Origin of the sequence: Bradyrhizobium betae (assembly GCF_008932115.1) — a bacterium.
In the GTDB taxonomy this organism is placed as follows: Bacteria; Pseudomonadota; Alphaproteobacteria; order Rhizobiales; family Xanthobacteraceae; genus Bradyrhizobium; species Bradyrhizobium betae.
In genome coordinates this window covers 6,847,486-6,867,414 of the sequence record NZ_CP044543.1, presented here as the reverse complement: position 1 = coordinate 6,867,414, position 19,929 = coordinate 6,847,486, and the positions used below count along the sequence as shown (strand labels likewise).

The 19,929-nt window shown below is 62.7% G+C and carries 16 protein-coding genes; 6 read left to right on the top strand and 10 right to left on the bottom strand.

The genetic code is table 11. From position 1 onward, the window contains the following. Window positions 1-47: 47 nt before the first annotated feature. From F8237_RS32990 to F8237_RS32975, 4 genes are all read right to left on the bottom strand, one after another. The gene (locus tag F8237_RS32990) at window positions 48-1,427 is read right to left on the bottom strand and encodes a transposase (RefSeq protein ID WP_151650241.1); all 1,380 of its coding nucleotides are present in this window, start codon (window positions 1,425-1,427) and stop codon (window positions 48-50) included. 264 nt (window positions 1,428-1,691) lie between these two features. Next, complete coding sequence (locus F8237_RS32985; RefSeq protein WP_151650240.1) at window positions 1,692-2,783, bottom strand: ComEC/Rec2 family competence protein; 1,092 nt, start codon at window positions 2,781-2,783, stop codon at window positions 1,692-1,694. Window positions 2,784-2,835: 52 nt separating this feature from the next. Then, entirely contained in the window at window positions 2,836-4,119 is a 1,284-nt protein-coding gene (locus tag F8237_RS32980; protein WP_049820109.1) for a type II toxin-antitoxin system HipA family toxin, read from the bottom strand. Window positions 4,120-4,252: 133 nt separating this feature from the next. Then, a complete protein-coding gene (locus F8237_RS32975) occupies window positions 4,253-4,555 on the bottom strand; it encodes a helix-turn-helix domain-containing protein (protein ID WP_028136420.1) in 303 nt (100 codons plus the stop codon). A gap of 292 nt (window positions 4,556-4,847) precedes the next feature. Here F8237_RS32975 and F8237_RS32970 point away from each other — a divergent pair, with 292 nt between their 5' ends. The 6 genes from F8237_RS32970 (at window position 4,848) to F8237_RS32945 (ending at window position 13,206) form a co-directional block, all read left to right on the top strand. After that, entirely contained in the window at window positions 4,848-5,351 is a 504-nt protein-coding gene (locus F8237_RS32970) for a DUF29 domain-containing protein (RefSeq protein ID WP_049820108.1), read from the top strand. Window positions 5,352-5,833: 482 nt separating this feature from the next. Continuing rightward, complete coding sequence (locus F8237_RS32965) at window positions 5,834-6,265, top strand: hypothetical protein (RefSeq protein ID WP_028136419.1); 432 nt, start codon at window positions 5,834-5,836, stop codon at window positions 6,263-6,265. A gap of 698 nt (window positions 6,266-6,963) precedes the next feature. Next, window positions 6,964-7,995 carry a TRAP transporter substrate-binding protein gene (locus F8237_RS32960; protein WP_151650239.1) on the top strand — a complete coding sequence of 344 codons (1,032 nt, stop codon included), beginning with the start codon at window positions 6,964-6,966 and terminating at the stop codon, window positions 7,993-7,995. 39 nt (window positions 7,996-8,034) lie between these two features. Further along, window positions 8,035-9,930, top strand: coding sequence for a TRAP transporter large permease (locus F8237_RS32955; protein ID WP_151650238.1), 1,896 nt, complete (start codon window positions 8,035-8,037; stop codon window positions 9,928-9,930). 25 nt (window positions 9,931-9,955) lie between these two features. Beyond that, window positions 9,956-11,605, top strand: a complete 1,650-nt coding sequence (locus F8237_RS32950; RefSeq protein WP_151650237.1) for an acyl-CoA synthetase — start codon at window positions 9,956-9,958, stop codon at window positions 11,603-11,605. 488 nt (window positions 11,606-12,093) lie between these two features. After that, window positions 12,094-13,206 (top strand): autotransporter outer membrane beta-barrel domain-containing protein, encoded by a 1,113-nt coding sequence (locus F8237_RS32945; RefSeq protein ID WP_162006316.1) that lies wholly within the window; start codon window positions 12,094-12,096, stop codon window positions 13,204-13,206. A gap of 6 nt (window positions 13,207-13,212) precedes the next feature. Here the strand turns inward: F8237_RS32945 and F8237_RS32940 are convergent, their stop codons facing one another. From F8237_RS32940 to F8237_RS32915, 6 genes are all read right to left on the bottom strand, one after another. Then, window positions 13,213-14,010 (bottom strand): MBL fold metallo-hydrolase, encoded by a 798-nt coding sequence (locus F8237_RS32940; protein ID WP_151650235.1) that lies wholly within the window; start codon window positions 14,008-14,010, stop codon window positions 13,213-13,215. Window positions 14,011-14,023: 13 nt separating this feature from the next. Then, a complete protein-coding gene (locus F8237_RS32935; RefSeq protein WP_151650234.1) occupies window positions 14,024-14,800 on the bottom strand; it encodes a TatD family hydrolase in 777 nt (258 codons plus the stop codon). 12 nt (window positions 14,801-14,812) lie between these two features. Continuing rightward, a complete protein-coding gene (gene metG / locus F8237_RS32930) occupies window positions 14,813-16,780 on the bottom strand; it encodes a methionine--tRNA ligase (RefSeq protein WP_151650233.1) in 1,968 nt (655 codons plus the stop codon). A 109-nt stretch (window positions 16,781-16,889) separates the two neighbouring features. Next, window positions 16,890-17,936, bottom strand: coding sequence for a DNA polymerase III subunit delta' (locus F8237_RS32925; protein ID WP_151650232.1), 1,047 nt, complete (start codon window positions 17,934-17,936; stop codon window positions 16,890-16,892). Further along, a complete protein-coding gene (gene tmk, locus F8237_RS32920; RefSeq protein WP_151650231.1) occupies window positions 17,933-18,619 on the bottom strand; it encodes a dTMP kinase in 687 nt (228 codons plus the stop codon). The genes F8237_RS32925 and tmk overlap by 4 nt, the downstream gene beginning before the upstream one ends. Window positions 18,620-18,621: 2 nt before the next feature. Then, window positions 18,622-19,884, bottom strand: a complete 1,263-nt coding sequence (locus tag F8237_RS32915; protein WP_151650230.1) for a D-alanyl-D-alanine carboxypeptidase family protein — start codon at window positions 19,882-19,884, stop codon at window positions 18,622-18,624. Window positions 19,885-19,929: the final 45 nt, after the last annotated feature.

Genomic DNA, 19,929 nt, shown 5'->3' with positions numbered 1-19,929 from the left:
GATACTGGCTGGAGGCACGCTGCCTGCACCACCCTGGTCCTTGATTTTCAACGCCAGTGAGGTCCTTCGCGAACGCCCTCGGCCGGAAGGATCAGCATTGTTTCTCCGAGGGGATGAGGACCGGTCGGCGCGATGCCCACCCACTGGAGCGTCTCGTCGAACGCCCACGCCTGGTCAGGCGGGCTTTCGGGTACGAAGTAATGGCAATACACGTACTCCAGAGGTTTTCCCCGTGGATCGAAAGCCTGCGCTCGCTCGATGATCTTCCGATGTCGGGCGCGCTCTACATCGTCTCCTTCAACGGCCTCGAAGCCGATGTGAACGATACCGGGGCGACCCGCAGGAAGTTGGTCGCTGGCTTCCGATAGCTTCGTCGTAATGTCGCGGGCCTTCGCATCGATGGCTTCGGGAGAGGCCGATTCCCAACGGAGCAGCACGGCAAGATCGCACTCGTGCACATATCTCGGGTTTTCCGCGAGCTTTAAGCGGCTCAACTGAATGTAATTGGCGTGCCTCACGTAGCGGCCCGAGAGCAGCTCCAGCATACGCGAACTCGACGCGAGCACATGGTGATCGTCGAGAACCTCGCGCAACGGATCGAGATCGAGCTCGCCCATCGCGCCATACGACATATCGTCGCTCCAAAGCAGCGAAGGCATGTCGGACCGGAGCCACTCGAGCGACTTCTCGGTCAGATAGGCGGGTGGCACCCGATCAATGGGGATGCGGAAATGGACATCGCAAAATGCGCTCTGCTCATTCTGGGAAAACCCTGTCGCGCTGGGGCGCCATAGCTCGCGCATCGCTGCTCGTTCCCGTTCACCGTATTGGCTCGTTTCCAAGCGCTTGCACTCGACTGCGAAGGAGCGCGAGCCGATTTCAACATCCATATCGTATGTCCGGCTCAGCCCGCGTCGCTCGGGTACGAACTTTACCCGCGCGCCCGACGAGCGATAGGCGGATGCGACGAGCAGCTCGAAGAGCCCGCCATTTGGTTGACGCCGTTCACTGCTGACCAGGCGACGTGCCCGTTCTTCGACGCCGTCGACCGAAAGAAGCAGATCGAGACCGCGCCCGATCGCCTTGAACACCGGCACTACCCGCGATCCGAACGTCGGCTCGAAATTCCAGACATGATCGATAAAAGCCTCGGCCAGGAAGAGATACCAGCCGAATACGTCGGACTCGTCGAAATATCTGCCGCGGTCGGTCTCGTCGACACGACCCAGCGACGCCGCGTACAGGCGATTGGCCGCAGCATTGCGCCGCTTCTTCCACTCGTCCTGGCCAATAAAGTCGCGAAAGTAGGTCACAGCCCGCCGGACATCCGGCTCATCCGGCCAGTCATCGCCCCGTTTGTCTGGAGGTCGAAAGAGTGTTGCCGGAAATTCCTTTGGGGCGAAGGCGTCTCGACGCTTGCTTTTCATGAGTTAAAGAACGCGCAGTTGCTCGGGTTTCTGATCGATAACCAAGGGCGCGCCGCGCTCTTTTCACGCCGAAAGAGAGCGGGCAGGCCGATTACACCCAAGTATGCCTCCGATGCCAACGAGGCAACGCAGGTTCAAAGAAGTTGCGAGTTCCCATCGCCAAGCAACTCGAGCAGCACTTAGTCGCAATGTAACCGTCGGGGAATGAAACGACCCCCGCAAGTCACCTGTCGGATCTTGGCCGGGGAATACGTCGACACCGTCTCAGTCATAGGCTTCCACCCTCGTGGCAAACTCCAGGGTGGGTGCGGGACTGAAGCCCGCCCGATCCGGAACGCCGTGATTGAACAAAAGCATGCCCTTCTTCGTGTCCTGGGGTTCAACGCCACGACGCAAGAGCGCGTTCACCACGACTTGGCGCGGATGAGTTTCATCCTCGGGCCCGGCGGAGATGACGCAACCAATCGATCTTCTGGATCCGAACCCCGAGACATTTCCGACGATCCGATTGAGCAGTGCAGGGGAGATGTTGTTGCGGCTGCCGTGATGCGGGACCTGGAATATGTTCAAAGCGGTGCCGAACTGAAGACCGATGGCAATACCGTACGACACGGCAGCGCCAAGAGCTCTCAAGCCGGCGTCCGCCGTCAGGAAGATGTTTCGACCGTCGATCTGACCGTACAAGACCACGCTGGATTCGTTTTCCGCCGCCGTGATGCCGCCTTCACGGAGCGTCTCGGTGAACAGGTCCTCCGCGATGATGCGCCGGATCTCCGTCGCCACGCGTCGCCCGATCCCTGTGAGCCAATGCCCCAAGAGGACGAGGAGTTGTTGCGCGGGCTTTGGGGTGTCGCGGAATTGGGGGAGGAGGCCCTCGTACATGGCCTGCGTCGGCGAAAGCACCGTGAAGGGCCCGATCTTTGCGCCTAGAAACGGAGGGTGAAGCGAAGTGCCCCGCTTCAGGGCCAAGTCTCGGATTTCGCTGACGATCGGGTAGGCGCGCCGCAAGTCCGCGGTGAGGCCCTCCAGCGTCCATCGAGGATCGTGGAAGTAATCCATCATGTTTTTCGCGTGGTATTCGGGAACGTGCATCCAGAGGTTCTGCACATTAAGTTGCGAGATGACTGCGCGAAGACCGCTGATGTGATCGTTGTCCGGATGCGTGCTGACGACGTGCTCAACCGTGTTCGTGCCGTACACCGACCGCACGTGCTCGACGATTGCTTCGCCGGTTTCCTGGAATCCAGCGTCGATGACGATCACGCGCCACTCCGCGCCCGTCCAGTAGCGCATTGTTATCGCGTCGCCGCTGTTGGCTCCCGACCCGACAGGATGAAACTCTATTTCATAGGCCATTTGGGTGGTGTCCAGAATCAATGTTGGCTATGTAGGGAGAAATGTCGCCGCCCTAAGCGGCACCGGATCCACGCTTGTTCAGCAGCCGGTCGATTTCCTGGAGACGTTTCTCCGTCAATCCGGCTTCTTTTGCATATTCAGGCCAGCGATCTATGGCACTCTGAACTTGTTCGAAGAACTGCTCGGCTTCCTCCTGCGGAATCGACGCATTTTGCGCAACCTTTAGAATGTGCTTTTTGGTCGGGTTCTTCCCTTCACCGTCCACAGCTAGATTGTGCTCGCCCCCGGGGCCCTCCGAGAGCGTGAGGTCGTACGCCGGCGTCGGATGCCAAACTCCATCCTTTGCGAGCAGGAAAGCGTGATTTTTAGCGTGATCGTCCCGGTTGTGTGCGAGGACGTTGAAGATCATCCGGACGAACATCTGGCGTACGTGACGCTCGTCGCGCGTCAGAAGTCGCGTGACTTTCAACAGCGTATCGTAGTCGATGGACGGAGCCCGATGATCGGCCTCCAACAGCCCGCTCACCGTCTGTACATGCGCGCTCCCACCCTCGGTTCTGTCGAACCTTTGGACGGCGAAATAGCTGCCCTTCTTGGTTTTGATGAGCTTAGTGGCGGGCATATCGACGCCTGCTGCCTTCGCCATAAGAGAGTAGGCGTACTCTTCTTTTCCTATTTCGGAGTGATCGACGTTCGATTTGAACTTTACCAGCCAAGCTTCGAAGCCTTCCGGAAGATCGGTGCCGGTATCGGCTACGATCTTACCGGTCTTGCCATTCAAGCCGATCATAATCTTGGGGCGGACGCCGGCGGAGCCACCTTGGATTTCGAGCAGACGATCCACGTCGGCTTCGTCGACCTCGCCTTGGACCGCCTCAGCTTGCGCAGCAAGCCAATCGAGGTCGACGGCGTCGCCGGCGGCTTTGCTAAGGGAATTATCGGGAATGTAGCGCAACGCTCCCATGCCGGTCTGGCCGACGTATGCCAGGCGGTCAAGAGGCGTGAGGAGCCTGAAGTCGTATCCGAGGTTCTGCAGATGACGATCAAGAAGCATGCGGCCCCAACCGTCGGGGAGGCTATCGTTGAACATGCCGTGCAGCCCGGCGAACGGCGAATTCGGCGCCGGCTTTGCTCCCTCGCCGACAGGAAGCTTGAACGGAGATACGTTGAGGCGCCTCGCGGCGAAATCGGGGTGGTACTCGAAATACGCCCGGCGTTCCTCTTTGCTCCATGCCAATGTTCCTACCTCGATCTTTTCGCCGTAGAAATCGAGCGACACCCCCAGCTTTTGGATGCCTTGGGGCGGTTTTCCGTCTGGGACCTTCGGCTTCTTCACTTTCTGCGTCCCCGAATTCTGACAGGCTTGGATGCCAATGTTCCTACCTCGATCTTTTCGCCGTAGAAATCGAGCGACACCCCCAGCTTTTGGATGCCTTGGGGCGGTTTTCCGTCTGGGACCTTCGGCTTCTTCACTTTCTGCGTCCCCGAATTCTGACAGGCTTGGAAATCACGTCCTCGATCGACCTGTGCGGCTTCGGAGGAAACAGCCCCTCGAATTCCTTTTCGGCGCCGAGAGCGAACGCGATGGCTATGAGGAACTCTAAGGAAGATTTGCCTGTGCGCTCAAATTGCTTCAGCGTGCCCAAGCTGACCTGAGCGCGGGCGGCAAGCCCCGACTGGGTTAAGTTGGCCTCTAATCGCCGCTGCTTTGCGCGGTTCGCTATATCGGAAGCAATGTCTTGGGGTGAGCTTAAATTAAGGGATATATCCATAGCCTCTGTTCCCATTATCTGGCAATAATAGATATTATAATATCTCGTATAAGTCAAGATCAGGATTGCGCCGTGCCTTTGGCCCTCGGCTAAACCGCAGAACCGTCCGCGTCGGCCTTTACCCAGCAGCGCATGAGAGGCCGTAACAAAAGCGCTAATGCGTCCCGAGCGGCTTTTGCGCCTCCGAGAGGCTTAACCCGGCCGAACAGTGAACGGAGGGGTGGCTTGGTCGCCGGCTTCTCCCTTTGATTATGCTCCGGCCCGCCTTTATCTCTAGGTGCTCGGAGGTTTCATGCTGACGAAACAAGCCAGTAAACACGACACAGATTTCTACGGGTGGACCCAGGAGCAAGCCGGCATCCTTGGGGCAACTTCGCCTGCAGACACGCGCCTTGACATCGACAATCTGGCTGAAGAGATCGAAGGCATGGGACGTGCCGAAGTCCTGGCGATATCTAGTCTACTTCGACAAACCCTAATTCACTTGCTGAAATCAGCCCTCGAACCTGAAAGTCAGACTCTAACGCGTTGGTTTGAGGAAATCGTCACATTCCAAGGCGATGCCGTCCTGGCCTTTTCGCCAGGACTGAAGCGGCGACTCGATCTTGAGAAAATCTGGCGTGTCGCCTGCAACGCAGCTACCCGCACCTTGGAAAATCGTGGGGTAGTCGGACCTCAATTGCCGTCGACCTGTCCGCTCTCGCTCCATGATCTTCTTGACCCCGAGTTCGACCCCGGCGCAGCGACACAAGTGCTATCTGCCGCCATCCAATCAGTGGCCAAGCACGGCATCTGAGCATCAGGCCCACAGGGCAGTACGCGCCATGATCAACGCTGGTGGCGCTGACCACATTTTACCTGTCCGGCCGAACGAGAGCGCAAACTTGGGTTTAGAAAGCCCAACGGTAACCAGGAATTCACAACTCTCCGGCGCAAGCCTTGCCGATCGGGTTGACCTCCGCCGTGCGTCGACCGATGATTCTGCAAAGACGCGCAGATCGGATAAGTAGCGTGAAGGCTGTTGCAATAGACCCGTTCGAGCGACGGATTGTCGTCGAGGAGGTAGACCCCACACCCGCTGAGCTCAGGCGATTGTGCGGGTCTCCCAGGCACGTTCTCGCGACCCTTCCCAATGGGGATGTAATCCTGGCCGCGGAAGGAGAGGGCGCCGATGCCGGGTTTTCGTTAGGAGGGTCGAAGGCTATTCGCAGCTCTGCGATCGTCCTTGGACGACGGAATTCCTTCGGAGACCGTACGGCAGCGCGGTCGAGTCTCGAAATGCTTGAAGGCCTGATCCGCTGGGTCAGCCCAATCTCGGTTCCGGAACCTGCGCAATCGGGAGAGACCGTCTCGGTGATCGTTGTGGATCCCGAAATTGGATTGATTGATCGCGCCGAGATGGGACGGACTGCCGCCGGGATTGATCACGTTCTGGGAGGAGCACCAGTGCCGTTGCTGAATGCTCCCGGCGGCGACATCGTCTACGGGAAGGCCCAAGAGGACGGCTGGCGCTGGAAAAAGGACGGTTGCGTGTTTGGTGGCCGCTGCGTGATTGTCGGGAGCGACGCGACGAACACGCCCGCCGAGCCCGTCGCAAGCGTTAGGGTACTTCGACGAGACGTGCGCTTCGGTCCGCCAGCCAAGACACTCTGGCTCGGATACGACAAGCATCCGATGAGGATGACCGCTCGTCCGAGCGCTTGCCCCTAGGCCGATCCTATCAAGCGCCGCAGCCCGTACAGGCTCAGGGTGCGCCAGCAACAGCCCACACCCGGCCCCGATGACCGGCCGGTAGATCACGTCAACAAGCGCAGCGTGGCTCGGCCTATCGCAGTGTAAGTTACCCTGCGATAGGCCGAGCTATCGCTCAGTGCCAAAATTGAATCTCGAAGCGCCAACACCGCCAGTGACAGAATTGAGTCTTCCAGAACCAGGGGCTGATCGAGCCGCGACAAGCGTGAAGACGCCGCCGGCCAGAAAGACCAATGGCATCAGTAGGCGAGTGACAAAATCAACCAGAGGCCCCAGTGACAAATTCAAACGCGAACGACAAAGGACAAGGCGAGCCTGCGGCTGACGCCGCCCACATCCATTATTCGCATAAGGTATATTATGGAATATCTTTATATACAATTCTATCAGATACTTAGATAAAACTCCTGGCACGCTGCCTTCGCCCTGCGGCCGTTTCCGGCTTCAACCTCAACCGACGCCTCAACCCTTGACGGCTACTGTGCATGGGGTTGTTTTCGCGTTTCTTGTCCGGCGTATCTGCCGAAAGCCGATATTGCCGCGACGTTGTCCGGCTGCAATAAGCGAGCTTCGCGAGATCGCAGATGACCTTCTGGCCCGACGTCCGTATAGGTTTGCATCTCACAACAAGAACAAACTTCCGAGGAAGCAGACCCATGGTCTTTTCAACCCGCTTTTCCCGACGCACGCTTCTCAAGGCCTCCGCCGCGACCGCCGTCTTTGGCGGCGTCAGCGCGCCTTATGTGGCCCGTGCCCAGGCCGCCGAGTTCACCTACAAGTTCGCCAACAACCTGCCGGAATCGCATCCGTTCGTGGCGCGCGCCCGTGAGATGGCGGCGGCCATCAAGACCGAGACCAATGGCCGGTTCGACATGCAGGTGTTCCCGAACAGCCAGCTCGGCTCCGACACCGACATGCTGAGCCAGGTGCGCTCCGGTGGCGTCGAGTTCTTCACGCTGTCCGGCCTGATCCTGGCGACCCTGGTGCCGGCGGCCTCGATCAACGGCATCGGCTTTGCGTTCCCGGATTACCCCACGGTCTGGAAGGCCATGGACGGCGACCTCGGCGCCTATGTGCGCGGCGAGATCAACAAGGCCGGCCTCGAGGTCATGGACAAGATCTGGGACAACGGCTTCCGCCAGACCACTTCCTCGACCAAGCCGATCAACGGTCCTGATGACTTCAAGGGCTTCAAGATCCGCGTTCCGGTGTCGCCGCTGTGGACCTCGATGTTCAAGGCGTTCGACGCCTCGCCCGCCTCGATCAATTTCGCCGAGGTCTATTCGGCGCTCCAGACCAAGATCGTCGAGGGCCAGGAGAACCCGTTGGCGCTGATCTCGACGGCAAAGCTGTACGAGGTCCAGAAATACTGCTCGATGACCAACCACATGTGGGACGGCTTCTGGTTCCTGATGAACCGCCGCGCCTGGGCTGCGCTTCCGGACGACATCAAGACGATCGTCGCCAAGAACGTCAACGCCGCCGCCGTGAAGGAGCGCGAGGACACCGAGAAGCTCAATATCAGCGTCAGGCAGGAGCTGACCGGCAAGGGCCTGCTGTTCAACCAGCCCGAGGTCGGGCCGTTCCGCGACAAGCTGCGCTCGGCCGGCTTCTACAATGAGTGGAAGGGCAAGTACGGCGAGAAGGCCTGGGAGCTGCTCGAAAAGTCCGTCGGCAAACTGTCGTAACGCGTCAGTAATAGGGGCCTTGCCAGGAGTTTAGCCTACATGGCTCATGTCGAGATGACGCCAGCGGTGACGCGCACCTTGGCCGGCGAGGTGGCCGAGCCCCCTCGCCGCCGGTCCCTGCTCGGTTCGATCGAGCTTGCACTGAAATGGCTGGTCGAGATCCCGGCGGCAATCCTGGTCGTCGCCGAGATCGTGATCCTGTTTGCCGGCGTGGTCTCGCGCTACGTGCTGCATGCGCCGCTGGTGTGGTCGGACGAGCTGGCCTCGATGCTGTTCCTGTGGCTGGCCATGCTGGGCTCGGCGGTCGCATTCCGCCGCAGCGAGCACATGCGGATGACGGCGCTGGTCGGAAGCGCCGGTCCGAGGCTCTGGGCTTATCTCGACGTGGTCGCGACCTGTGCGGCGCTGGCGTTCCTGCTGCTGATCGTGCACCCATCCTATGAATATGCCTATGAAGAGAGTTTCATCACCACGCCGGCACTCCAGATCTCCAACACCTGGCGCGCCGCCGCGCTGCCTGTAGGCATCTGCCTGATGGTGCTGTTCGCGCTGCTGCGGCTCGCCCGCGTCGGCGATCTCAAGACGTTGCTGGCCGCCGTGGCAACGGTCGTGGTGTTGATCGCCCTGTTCTGGTTCGCGCAGCCGCTGCTCAAGCCGCTCGGCAACATCAACCTCGTCATTTTCTTCGTCGGCGTGGTCGGCTTCTGCGTGTTCGCCGGCGTGCCGATCGCGTTCGCCTTTGGACTTGCGATCTTCGGCTATCTGGCGCTGACCACGCGGACCCCGTTGATGGTGCTGGTCGGACGGATGGACGAAGGCATGAGCCACCTCATCCTGCTCTCGGTGCCGCTGTTCGTATTCCTGGGACTCCTGATCGAGATGACCGGCATGGCGCGGGCCATGGTGGCGTTCCTCGCGAGCCTGCTCGGCCATGTCCGAGGCGGCCTTCATTACGTGCTGGTCGGAGCCATGTACCTGGTCTCCGGCATTTCCGGCGCCAAGGCGGCCGACATGGCCGCGGTTGCGCCGGTTCTGTTTCCGGAGATGAAGCAGCGCGGCGCCCGCCCCGGCGATCTCGTTGCCCTGCTCGCCGCCACCGGTGCCCAGACCGAAACCATTCCGCCGAGCCTGGTGCTGATCACCATCGGCTCGGTCACGGGCGTCTCGATCTCGGCGCTGTTCACCGGCGGCTTGTTGCCGGGCGTCGTGCTGGCGCTGACGCTGTCGGGGCTGGTTTGGTGGCGCTACCGCGGCGAGGATCTCAGCCATGTTCGGCGCGCCACGTCGGGCGAGATCGCCCGTGCGTTCGTCATCTCCATCCCCGCCCTGGCCCTGCCCTTCGTGATCCGTTACGCCGTGGTCGAAGGCATCGCCACCGCGACCGAAGTATCGACCATCGGCATCGTCTATGCGCTGGTCATCGGGCTGCTGATCTACCGGCAGTTCGACTGGCGGCGGCTGTTGCCGATGCTGATCGAGACCGCCTGCCTGTCCGGCGCGATCCTGCTGATCATCGGCACCGCGACCGGAATGGCCTGGGGCCTGACCCAATCCGGCTTCTCGCGGGCGCTTGCTGCCTCCATGACCGGCCTGCCCGGCGGCTCCGCGACCTTCATCGCGGTCTCGATCCTGGCCTTCGTGATCCTCGGCAGCGTGCTGGAAGGCATACCGGCCATCGTGCTGTTCGGGCCGCTGCTGTTTCCGATCGCACGCCTGGTCGGGGTGCACGAGGTGCACTACGCCATGATCATCATTCTGGCGATGGGTATCGGGCTATTCGCCCCGCCGTTCGGCGTCGGCTATTATGCCGCCTGCGCCATCGGAAAGGTCGATCCGGCCGAAGGCATCAGGCCGATCTGGGGCTATCTGCTGGCGCTGCTGGTGGGATTGATCATCGTCGCGATCTTCCCCTGGATCTCGATCGGATTCCTGTAAAGCGCGGCGTTCAAGGAGGGGGTCGATGAGCGAGCGGCAGAACCAGTACAACATCGGCCTGGACAAGACTCCCGCCAACTACGTGCCGCTGAGCCCGCTGAGCTTCCTCGCGCGCAGCGCCGCCGTCTATCCCGATCATGTCAGCACGGTCTATGAGGGCCGCAGCTTCACGTGGCGCCAGACGCATGAGCGCTGCAAGCGCTTTGCGTCCTGGCTTGCCGGCAAGGGCATCGGCGTCGGCGACACCGTCGCGGCGATGCTGCCGAACATTCCGGCGATGAACGAGGCGCATTTCGCGGTGCCGATGACGGGTGGCGTGCTGAACGCGCTCAACATTCGCCTCGATGCGCCCTCGATCGCCTTTCAGCTCGACCATGGCGGTGCGAAAATCATTCTGGTCGACCCTGAATTTTCCGGCGTCATCACCGATGCGCTGGCGCAGATGAAGGGGCCGAAGCCATTCGTTGTCGATGTCGACGATGCGTCCTTCAAAGGCGGCAAGCGCATCGGCGAGATCGAGTATGAGGCCGCCATCGCGCAAGGCGATCCGGACTTCGTCGCGATCCCGCCGCGCGACGAATGGGACGCGATCGCACTGAGCTACACGTCGGGCACGACAGGCAATCCCAAGGGCGTCGTCACCCATCATCGCGGCGCCTATCTCAACGCCGTCAGCAACATCCTCGCGGGCAATCTCGGTCAGCATCCGGTCTATCTCTGGACGCTGCCGATGTTCCATTGCAACGGCTGGTGCTTTCCCTGGACCATGGCGGCAGCCGCCGGCATCAACGTCTGCCTGCGCAAGGTCGAGCCGACCAAGATCTTCGAGCTGATCAAGACGCACGGCGTCACCCACATGTGCGGCGCGCCGATCGTCTACAACGTGCTGATCAATGCGCCTGACGCACCGAACGGCAGCGCGGTCCGCCGCGTCGTCGGCTTGATCGCCGGCGCCGCACCGCCTGTCGCCGTGCTTGAAGGCGCCGAAAACATCGGCATCAAGCTCACCCACGTCTATGGCCTGACCGAGGTCTACGGCCCTGCCTCCGTCTGCGCCGAGCAGCCCGGCTGGGACGAGCTTCCGCCCGCCGAGCGCGCGCGGATGAAGCGGCGGCAGGGCGTGCCCTATCCGCTCGAGGAAGGCGTCACCGTCATCAATCCGCAGACCATGCAGCAGGTGCCGCGCGACGGCGAGACCATCGGCGAGGTCATGTTCCGCGGCAATATCGTGATGAAGGGCTACCTCAAGAACGAGAAGGCGACGAAGGAAGCGTTCGAGGGCGGCTGGTTTCACACCGGCGATCTCGGCGTGCTCGACGAGCACGGCTACGTCACCATCAAGGATCGCTCCAAGGACATCATCATCTCCGGCGGCGAGAACATCTCGTCCGTCGAGGTCGAGGACATCCTCTACAAGCATCCGGCCGTGCTGTTCGCGGCCGTGGTCGCAAAGCCCGACCCGAAATGGGGCGAGGTGCCTTGCGCCTTCGTCGAGCTGAAGGACGGCGCGAGTGCGACCGAGGCCGACATCATCGCCTTCTGCCGTACGCATATGAGCGGCTTCAAGACGCCGAAGGCGATCGTGTTCGGACCAATCCCGAAGACGTCCACGGGCAAGATCCAGAAATTCCTGCTGCGCAACGAGGTTGGCTCGGCGAAGGCGATTACCGCCTGAGCTTGCACTGACCTCAGACACATTCGGAAACAAAACTTCGTCTGCGCGGTGAATGTGCGTCGTCCCGCAACCGATCGCGTGGGTTTGACGACATCGCGACGCGACAGGAAAAGATTGGAAAACGTTAGAGACGCATTTACGATTCAGCTTCGTCGGATTCGCTGCTTCAACATGATTCGCCGCGCGGGCTGCGCGGCCGGCGACCGGCGCTGTTGGGGCGCTTCATGCGGTTGGTGTCGTGAGCGCGGACGTGCGGGCGCGTCTGCCGCTGCTGCTGTTGACGGCCGGTCTGCTGCTGCCGCGCGCGGCTGATGCGCAAGTCATGCACGAGTTCGGCGCGTTTTCGGGTGCGCAAGGCCTCGGATCGCCGAGCCCGAATGTGCCGCCCTATGGCTTCAGCAGTTTTTCGGGCGCTGGATATGGCGCTCCGCAGGCACAGAGTTTTCCGGGCGTCTGGTTCGGCAATGGCGGCGGCGTGCAGCCGGGCTATGGCTGGAACGCAGGGTCTTGCCGTCGATGCGCGGTTCGGCGGCCTGCGGCAGTCTTTTGGCGGCGGAACCGACCGTGCCTCGCGGACCGAGACGACGCAGGCCACGTTTCTGGCGATGACGCAATTCACGCAGGCCCTGCTCGATCCCACTATCGACGGCCGCGGCATCGGGCCCGCTGAATTCGACGCCGAACTCTCCACCTACGCCGCGATGGGGAATGATCCCACGCATGGCGGCATCGGCCGCGAGGCCTATGCCGCGCTCTACGGCAAGCCCTCACTTGCGACGGCGCAATGGAGCGTCTGGGCTTCCGGCTTCGCCGGATCGCAGGTGTCGACCGGCGGCAGCGGCGGCGCCAGCCGGAGCTTTGGCACCGTGGTCGGTGCCGACTATGCACTCTCGCCGCAGACGCGGATGGGCTTCGCGCTCGCGGGCGGCGGCACCGGCTTTGCCAACAATTTTTCGAGCGGCCGCTCCGATTTGTTTCAGGCTGGCGCCTTCGCCAGGCATTCGATTGGATTGGCCTATGTCACAACCGCGCTCGCTTACGGGTGGCAGGCCATCACCGGCGATTACCAGGTGACGCCGGCAGGCACCGGCCAGCTCAACGAGGCCATCAACGCCAACGCCTATTCCGGCCGGCTCGAAGGCGGCTATCGTATTGCCACGCGCTGGCTCGGCGTCACGCCCTATGCAGCCGCCCAGATCACAACTTTCCGTCTTCCCTCCGATGCGGCGCAGCCGGCCTACACCGTCGATGCGTCGCCGGCCGCGCCCGGCAGTGACAGTTTCACCGACAGCCGCACCGAACTCGGCCTGCGCACGAGCGCATCCTTTGCGTTGCCCGGTAGCGTGATGAACCTGCGCGGACGATTGGCCTGGGCACATGATTTCAGCGCCGGGCAGCCGATCCCGGCGGCGTTCCAGTCGCTACCCGGCCGGGGCTTTCTCGTCGGCGGCACGGCACTGGCACCGAACGCCGCATTGACCGGCGTTGCGCTGGAGCTGCGGGACTTGCGCGGCTGGTCGGCCTCGGCGAACCTCGACAGCGAAGTGTCGAGCCTGGTTCGCTCCTATACGGGCAAGGCCGTGCTCCGCTACGCCTGGTAGACCCGCTTATTGCGTCTCCAGACGCAGCCCGTCATAAGCCGGCACCACGCCCGCGGGCAGCGATTGCCGGATCACCTCGTAATCGACGTCGGCGGTCATGTTGGTGATGACGGCGCGCTTCGGCTTGAAGCGCTCGATCCAGGACAGCGCGTCGTTGATGCTGAAATGGCTTGAATGTTGGGTGTAGCGCAGACCGTCGACGATCCAGAGGTCGAGATCTTCCAGAGCGCCCCAGCTCTCGCGCGGAATGTCGTTGAGGTCGGGCGTGTAGGCGGCATTCCCAATGCGATAGCCGAGCGCCGGGATCTGGCCGTGCTGCACCAGGAAGGCCGTCATGGTCACGGCCCCGCCCTTCCCCAGAATGGTCTGCTCTTCGCCCGCCTCGATCGAATGCCGCGTCAGGATCGGCGGATAGTCGCTGCCTTCCGGCGAAATGAAGCAGTAGGAGAACCTCGACAGGATGTCCTTGGCGGTGGACTGGTTGAAATAGGTCGGGATGCGCTTGCGCATGTGCATGACGACCGAGCGCAGATCGTCCATGCCGTGGGTCTGGTCGGCGTGCTCGTGGGTCAGGAACACCGCGTCGATGTGGTCGACATCGGTGTCGATGAGCTGCTCGCGCAAATCCGGCGAGGTATCGATCACGATCCGTGTGGTGCCGTGCTCGGACTTCCGCTCGACCAGCAGCGAGCAGCGTCGGCGGCGGTTCCTGGGGTTTTTGGGATCGCAGGCACCCCAGCCGAGTGCCGGGCGCGGTACGCCGGCGGAGGAGCCGCAGCCCAGGATCGTCAGCGTCAGCGTCATGCGGCTCCCAATCTCAAGCTTTCACCTTGGAGAACAGGCGGAAGAAGTTTTCGGTGGTCTGGCGTGAGATCTCCTCAAACGACACGCCGCGCGTCTCGGCGAGCACCTTTGCGACCTCGACCACATAGGCCGGCTCGTTGCGTTTGCCCCGAAACTTGCCAGGCGCAAGATAGGGCGAGTCTGTTTCAACCAGAATACGGTCAGACGGCAGTTCGGCCGCCAGCGCGCGCAGGGCTTCCGACTTCTTGAAGGTCAGGATACCCGTGAAGCCGATGTAGAGACCGAGCGACACCGCCTTCAGCGCCAGTTCGCGCCCACCCGTGTAACAATGCAGCACCGCGCGAAACGATCCCTTCGCCGTCTCCTCTTCCAGGATACGGGCGCAGTCTTCGTCCGCTTGGCGGGTGTGGATCACCAGCGGCAGACCGGTCGCGCGAGCGGCCGCGATGTGGGCACGAAAGCCCCTCGCCTGCGCCTCCGGCGAGCCATTGTCGTAGAAATAGTCGAGGCCGGCCTCACCGAGTGCGACGACCCTGGGATGCTCCGTCAGCGCGATCAGTTCGTCCGGCGAAATGCCGTCCTCCTCATCCGCATTGTGCGGATGGGTGCCGACCGAGCAGTAGACGTCGTCGTAGCGCTCGGCGATCGCCACAAGCTGGTGCAGCTTTCGCACCCGCGTCGAGATCGTGACCATGCGGCCAATGCCGGCCGCGCGCGCGCGTGACACGATTCCGTCGAGATCCTCCGCAAAATCCGGAAAATCCAGGTGGCAGTGACTGTCGACCAACATCGTGCGAGCGCCTTACGCCGCTGGCTCGATGTAACGCGGGAACGCGGGCGTCGGCGCCGGCAGCGTCGAGCCGGGCGCAATGCGCCGGGTGCCGCCGAGCATGGAGAAGTCGCGCTCGCCCGCGGGGATGCCGAGGCTGTCGAGCAGCAATCCAGAGGCGGTCGGCATCGCCGGCTGGGCCAGGATCGCGATCTGGCGCACGACTTCGGCGGTGACATAGAGCACCGTCTTCTGTCGCGCCGGATCGGTCTTGGCCAGCGCCCACGGCGCCTCGCCCGCGAAATAGCGGTTGGCTTCCGCGACCACGGCCCATACGGCGTTGAGCCAGTGATGGATCTGCTGCGTCGCCATCGCTTCGCGGCTCGCCGCGATCATGCCGTCGGCCATCGCCAGGATCGCCTTGTCGTTGTCGCTGAACTCGCCGGGCTCAGGCAGCACGCCCCCCAATTGCTTTGCGACCATCGACAGCGAGCGCTGTGCGAGGTTGCCGAGATCGTTGGCGAGATCGGCATTGATGCGTGCGACGATGGCTTCGTGGTTGTAGTTGCCGTCCTGGCCGAACGGCACCTCGCGCAGGAAGAAATAGCGCATCTGGTCGACGCCGTACTGCTCGGCAAGATTGAAGGGGTCGACGACGTTGCCGACCGACTTCGACATTTTCTCGCCCCTGTTGAACAGGAAGCCATGGGCATAGACCCGCTTCTGCACGGGGATCCCGGCCGACATCAGGAATGCCGGCCAGTACACCGCATGGAAGCGGATGATGTCCTTGCCGATGATGTGCACATCCGCCGGCCAGTAGCGCCAGTTCTTGTCGCTCTCGTCGGGGAAGCCGACGCCGGTGATGTAATTGGTCAGCGCGTCGACCCAGACATACATCACGTGTTCTTCGTCGCCCGGCACCTTGACGCCCCAGTCGAAGGTCGTGCGCGAGATAGAGAGATCGCGCAGGCCACCCTTGACGAAGCTCACCACCTCGTTCTTGCGCGAGTCCGGCCCGATGAAATCGGGGCGCTCGGCGTAGAGCTTCAGCAGCTTCTCCTGATAGGACGACAGCCGGAAGAAATAGCTCTTCTCGTCGACCCAGTTGACCGGCGTGCCCTGCGGGCCGAGGCGTACACCGTCGTCGTTCAGGCGGGTCTCCTCCTCGGCGTAATAGGCCTCGTCACGGACCGAGTACCAGCCGGAATAGGTGTCGGCATAGATATCGCCGTTCGCCTCCATGCGCCGCCAGATCTCCTGGCTGGAGCGATGGTGCTGCTCTTCAGTGGTCCTGATGAAACGGTCGAACGACACGTTCAGACGCTCGTCCATCTCCTTGAATCGGGCCGCGTTGCGGGCGGCCAGTGCGGACGGAGTGAGGCCCTCGTTCTGCGCGGTCTGGATCATCTTCAGGCCGTGCTCGTCGGTCCCGGTCAGGAAGAACACGTCCTTGCCGTCGAGCCGCGCAAAGCGTGCCAGCACGTCGGTCGCGATGGCTTCATAGGCGTGGCCGATATGCGGGCTGCCGTTGGGATAGGCGATCGCCGTCGTGATGTAGAAGAGATTGTCGCGCGCGGGGGCGGCAACGGGCGCGGTGGCCTGCGCCGCCGCGACGGGATTCGGAACGCGCGGCGCTTTCGGCTTGGACACTTTGGGCTTCACAGCAGGCGGCGGCGCGGCAACCACAGCAGGCGCAGTCGCCTTTTTAGCGACCTTGCTCGCGGGGGCCTTGGCCGGCTTTTTGGGGGCTGTCTTCTTCGAGACCTTCTTGGCGACGACCTGCTTCTTCGCAGCCTTCTTGCCGGTCTTATTTGCCGTCTTCGCGGCACTCTTCTTCACGCCCTTCTTTGCAGCGGCTTTCTTGCTTTTCTTGACCTTCTTGGCGGCCTTTGACGCGCGCGTTTTTGCAGCCTTCTTCGCGGCTTTCTTCACGGCCTTCTTGGCAGCCTTTTTCTTGCTGCTTTTGGCTTTGACGGTTTTCTTAGCTCGCGTGGCCACGACGAATTCCTTTACCGGCTTCTCGAAATTTGGAAACGAACCTGCGTTAGGTCATTGGTTTGAGCATGATCCTCTTGCAGAACGGCTGCGCACTTTTCCGGATCATGCTCTAGCGCGTTGCGTCCGCCAGCCAGCCAAACACCGAAAAAACCAAGGGCTTTCGCTCCAGATTGTAGGTTTCGGTGTCGCGCGCGGCGCGGACGATCTTTTCCCATACCTCAGCTAGGCGCGCAAGGCGCGGCAGGTTCTGGTTGGCATTGGCCTCGTCGACATGCAGGCGTTCCGCGATCCAGCGGTCGATGCCGTCGATGAAGGCCGCCAGCGCGATGCGGTCGCTGGTCCCGAGCGAATCGCCGAGCGTGTGCAATTCGCGCGGATCGACCTGCGGAAGCTTCGCCAGCAGCGCCGCCGTACGCTGCTGAAGCTTCAGGGCGTCGCCGCCAAGCAGCGTCAGCGCTCGCGCGACGCTGCCTTCGGAGGCCTCCGCCGCTTCGCGCAGCGCGGGATCGTTCGGATCGAGGTCGGCGGCTGCTGCGGCGGCGCCAATCACATCGTCGGTTGCGAGCGGGCGCAGGCGCAGCTTGCGGCAGCGTGATTGAATTGTGGCGAGCACGCGTGCGGGCGCGTGACTGACCAGCAGGAACAGCGATCGCTGCGGCGGTTCCTCGAGAATCTTCAGGAGCGCGTTGGCCGCATTCGGATTGAGCTCGTCGACGGTGTCGACGATGCAGACGCGCCAGCCTTCAGCCGCCGCGGTCGAGCCGAAGAAGCCGATCGTCTCGCGCGTCTCGTCCACGGTGATCACGGTGCGCATCACACCACGGTCGTTGGTGGTGCGCTCCAGCGTCAACAGGCCGCCATGGGAGCTGGCCGCAACCTGCCGCGCCACGGCGTCGTCCGCGTCGATCGCAAGGGTCTCGGCGCTCTGCACGGACGGCGAGAGCGGCTGGCCGCGGGCGAGTACGAAGCGTGCCATGCGATAGGCCAGCGTTGCCTTGCCGATCCCCTGCGGCCCACCAATCAGCCAGGCATGCGGGATGCGCCCGCTGCGATAGGCGGCAAGCAGCGCCGCCTCGGCCTCGCGATGGCCGAACAGAAGGCTCGTCTCACGCGGATGCGGAATGGCGGATTCGCGCTCGGCCTGACGCGGGCTCATGCGGACACCACCGAAGCGGGCGTCGGCAGGAGGCGATCGCGCAGCGCCGTCCAGACGCGCCCGGCGACCGTGTCAGGGTCGGAATTGGCGTCGATCAGCACGCAGCGGTCGGGATCGTCCGCGGCGATCTTGCGATAGGCCTCGCGCAGCCCCTGGTGGAAGCCGAGCTTCTCGCCTTCGAACCGGTCGGGCGTGCCGCTGCCGCGGCGTAACGCGGCGCGCTGCAGGCCGATCTCGACGGGCAGGTCGAGGATGATGGTGAGGTCCGGCTTGAGGTCACCGATCGTGACCCGCTGCATCGCGTTGATGAGGCCGACCGGAACGCTGCCAAGGCTACCCTGATAGGCGCGCGTCGAGTCAAAAAAGCGGTCGCACAGCACCCAGGCGCCCTGGTTGAGCGCGGGCTCGATCACGGTGCGGACATGGTCGTCGCGGGCGGCGGCGAACAGCAGAGTCTCAGCCTCGGGGCCAAGCAGCTTGCCCATGCCCGACAGCACCAGATGGCGCATGATCTCGGCGCCCGGCGAGCCGCCCGGCTCACGCGTGACGAGGGTGCGCATCCTCGCCGCCTTGAGGCGGTCGGCGAGATTCTTGATCTGGGTCGACTTGCCGGTCCCCTCGCCGCCCTCAAAGGTGATGAAGCGTCCCCGTCCGGACGGCCGCTGTACCACACGCTCGCTCATGATCAGAGTTTCTCGGCGCCTGCGCGGAACATGCCGATCACGAGCTCGCTGGCGCCGTCGATCGCGCGGCGCATGGTCGAACCGGTGCCGACCGCCTCGGCCGCGTAGACCGGCGTCTCAACCGCGATGTTGCCGCTGCGCCAGACCCTGACCACGCCGACCTTCTGGCCGGCCTCGACGGGGGCGCGCACCGGACCGCTGTACACGACGCGCGCAATCAGCTTGTCGCTGCCGTTCTTGTGCACCATCACCTTCACGGGCGTCTTGGCCACCAGCTTCACCGAGCGGCTCTCGCCACCGAACACCTTGGCGTAGCCGACCTGCTGGTCGGCCGCGATCAGCGCGCGGGTCTCGAAATTGCGAAAGCCCCATTCCAGCATCTTCTTGGCTTCCGTGGCGCGATCTTCAGGATCTTCCAGACCGTTGACGACGACGATCAGCCGCGTGCCGTTCTGCACGGCCGAGCCGACCATACCGTAGCCGCCTTCCTTGGTGAACCCGGTCTTCAGACCGTCAGCACCTTCCAGCGAATTCAGCAGCGGATTGCGGTTGGGCTGGCGGATCTTGTTCCAGGTGAACTCCTTCTCGCCGAACAGTTTGTAGAATTCGGGGAAGTCCAGGATGATGTGCCGGGCAAGGATGCCGAGCTCGCGCACCGTCATCTTGTTGCCGGGGTCGGGCAGACCGTTGGAATTGCCGAAGGTCGACTTCGTCATCCCGAGCTCGCGGGCCCGCTTGGTCATGAAGTCGGCGGCAAAGATCTTCTCGTTGCCGGCGATGCCTTCGGCCAGCGCGATGCAGGCGTCGTTGCCGCTCTGGATGATCGCGCCGTGCAGGAGGTCGTCGACCGAGACCTTGCTGTTGATGGCCGCGAACATGGTGGAGCCGCCCGACGGCGCCCCGCCCTTGCGCCAGGCATTCTCACTGATCCGGTACTCGTCGGTCAGCTTGACGTCGCCCTTCTTGACGGCATTGAAGACGACCTCCGCCGTCATCAGCTTCATCATGCTGGAGGGCGCGCGCAGCTCGTCGGCGTTCTTCTCGAACAGCACGCTGCCGCTGGAGGCCTCGATCAGGATCGCAGTGGGCGCGTCGCCGTCAAAGCCGGACTCCTCCGCCTTCTTGGCGCCCTGGACGCTCTGGTTGGCAGCATAAAGCGCCCCACCCGAGCCGATGGCCGCCATGAGAACCGCAGCAATCAGTCCGCGCGCCAGCATTCCGGCCGTGAACCGGTTGCGACGAAGCGGAAAAAGACGAAATGCCATGGCTTAGCCCTGAGAGCGGCGTTCTAACAGTTGGAACCTTCGCGA